We start from the raw sequence: 1,494 nt of genomic DNA on the forward strand, positions 1-1,494 counted from the left end.
GAGATTACAAAAGAAGTTGCGTATGCGATGAACAATTTTTACAGAAGCAGCAAGGCAAAAAAAGTTGAGATTAAGAACGAGCTGGGGGAAGTCGTGGATAAGATGCTGCGGGAGGTACCTTACAGTGGACAGTCCATCGATGGGGAAGGATTCATGATTGAGGATTTCCCAGATTTGAATTGTGACGTGGAGCACAGTGTACTGACAAAAATGGAACAGTAGGATATTCATAAAGTGATCGATCAGCTGAATATCGAGGAACGCATGATTATTTACGGCATTTTCTTTGAAAATAAGACACAGACACAGATGGCTGAGATTATGGGGATTTCCAGACAGGTATTAGCGTACAAGTTGAAAACGATCCTTAATAAAATGCGTGAAATGTATATGAAAGAATTTTTTAAAAAAATATTGGAAAATTTTTTGCATCAGCCGAAGTCATTTGACTTTAGTAATTAGAGGAGCTTTAAGGACTCCCTAAAATGCACCATGATAACTGAATATCCAATAATAACTGACGTGACATTTCATACAGTGAGCACGAGGAAGATGCCGCTATAGGATTATAAGACGTAAAAACATTTTTAGAGCTAATAATGCTGCGAAAAAGCACTGACCAAAGCCAGTCGGCAGGCTGGTGATGCGATGACATGTGTGAGATGCGATACACTTGCAGACCCTGAGAAGTCTGTAACTGGTAAACCTATGAACTGCTGGAGCCTGGAAACGAGAGTTTTCGGGTTGTGGTCCGGAGTATGCATTCGGGCAGGTTATTATTCCCTTCCTGCATATGCGGGAGTAACGATTCGGGGTATCGGGGATAAATAGAATCGAGCGAGCACTGTTTAATAATCAAATTGGCTATAGAGGTTATGCGGCAGAGCTTTCCTTATGGGAAAGAAACTCTGCCGTATTCCTGTGGAGCCAATATAGCGCTATGGATGCTTTACAAGTAAAAATAATAGATTGGAGAGAGGACAAATGACAATCCGCAGAGGAGATATCTTATGGGCGGATCTCGGTATGTTCCCGACAACTTCGGTTCAGGGTGGAGTAAGACCGGTGATCGTAGTAAGTAATAACAAAGCTAATACATACAGTTCAGTCATTACAGTAGTTCCGCTGACATCAAGAATATATAAGAAGCGGTATTTACCAACACATGTATTTATCAGTAAATATGACATGACAGGGATCCGAAAAGGAAGCCTGGCCTTGGCTGAACAGGTTATGAGCATTTCTACAAAATGTATTATTGAGAAATGCGGAAGAGTAAATAAGTGGAGCCTGGATCGGGTACTGAAAGCAGTACGGATTCAGATGGGAATGGAAGGAGAAGGGCATGACGGCAGAGAAATATAGAAACTATCTGGAGCAGGATTTCAGTGATGTAGATATCAATGAAATGACTGACCTACGGATGATAAAAGCAGACAGAAATAAATCGCTTCAGGAACGGAGAGATATTTTTCTGAATAAAGTAGGAAATCC

At 41.0% G+C, this 1,494-nt stretch carries 3 protein-coding genes and 1 pseudogene; all 4 read left to right on the top strand.

What is annotated here, in order from left to right:
* A pseudogene (locus tag LKD71_RS18015) lies at window positions 1-222 on the top strand (sigma-70 family RNA polymerase sigma factor); the annotation flags it as partial.
* A 12-nt stretch (window positions 223-234) separates the two neighbouring features.
* Window positions 235-462, top strand: coding sequence for a sigma factor-like helix-turn-helix DNA-binding protein (locus LKD71_RS18020; RefSeq protein WP_227616428.1), 228 nt, complete (start codon window positions 235-237; stop codon window positions 460-462).
* Between the two features lie 522 nt (window positions 463-984).
* The gene (locus LKD71_RS18025) at window positions 985-1,365 is read left to right on the top strand and encodes a type II toxin-antitoxin system PemK/MazF family toxin (protein ID WP_227616429.1); all 381 of its coding nucleotides are present in this window, start codon (window positions 985-987) and stop codon (window positions 1,363-1,365) included.
* On the top strand, window positions 1,346-1,494 hold a 149-nt coding region (locus LKD71_RS18460; RefSeq protein WP_334302605.1), incomplete at its 3' end, for a DUF6870 family protein. The genes LKD71_RS18025 and LKD71_RS18460, both read left to right, overlap by 20 nt.

Source organism: Fusicatenibacter faecihominis (assembly GCF_020686945.1).
Taxonomy (GTDB): domain Bacteria; phylum Bacillota; class Clostridia; order Lachnospirales; family Lachnospiraceae; genus Limivivens; species Limivivens faecihominis.

Excerpts from the sequence above, each read along its gene's own strand:
- LKD71_RS18025 (WP_227616429.1), top strand. The coding sequence starts at position 985 with ATGACAATCCGCAGAGGAGATATCTTATGGGCGGATCTCGGTATGTTC.